1 protein-coding gene and 1 pseudogene are annotated in these 495 nt (G+C 60.6%); one reads left to right on the top strand and one right to left on the bottom strand.

Going from position 1 to position 495, the window contains the following annotated elements:
- Positions 1-261: hypothetical protein (locus EN818_RS33335; RefSeq protein ID WP_210237321.1), on the bottom strand; the 261-nt coding region annotated here is incomplete at its 3' end.
- Between the two features lie 52 nt (positions 262-313).
- Here EN818_RS33335 and EN818_RS30750 point away from each other — a divergent pair.
- Positions 314-495: pseudogene (locus EN818_RS30750) on the top strand (metal ABC transporter substrate-binding protein); the annotation flags it as partial.

Genomic DNA, 495 nt, shown 5'->3' with positions numbered 1-495 from the left:
GACGCGATTGGGCTTTGCCACGCAGGAAGCCAGAGGACTGCCGACCATGTCGCGGCTGCGGGAACACGATCGATTGCCCTGGTCCGCGGCGCAACGGGCTTCATAGGCGCCGCTTCGACCTTTCGCCGCGCCGAATGTCTGCCCGACGGCGGCCAGCGTTCTCCAAGTCATAAAATCTTTGAGAGAATATTTTCCACCTTCCGTTCGATAGGAAAAGCGCTTCTTTGCCCCGGCGGGCAGCATTGGTGATGCTGACATCAAGGCTTCGCGCTCCGCCAGGCCGAAATGAATTCAGGATCGCAAGGAACGCATCATGTCCGACCTCGGCAACGCTTCAAAACCTCTCGTTACGTCAATCACCAGGCGCGCCGGACTTGCCGCGCTCTTTGCCGCGACATTCGCCGTCATCGGCCTCACGGCGCCCTCGCCGTCCTTCGCCGAGAACAAGAAGGCGATCAAGGTCGGCATCATCAGCGGCGACGACGAGGATGTCTG

It is taken from the genome of Mesorhizobium sp. M3A.F.Ca.ET.175.01.1.1 (assembly GCF_004791945.1).
Taxonomy (GTDB): Bacteria; Pseudomonadota; Alphaproteobacteria; order Rhizobiales; family Rhizobiaceae; genus Mesorhizobium.
The sequence above is the reverse complement of the archived record's forward strand: the minus strand, read 5'-3'. Positions and strand labels throughout refer to the sequence as shown.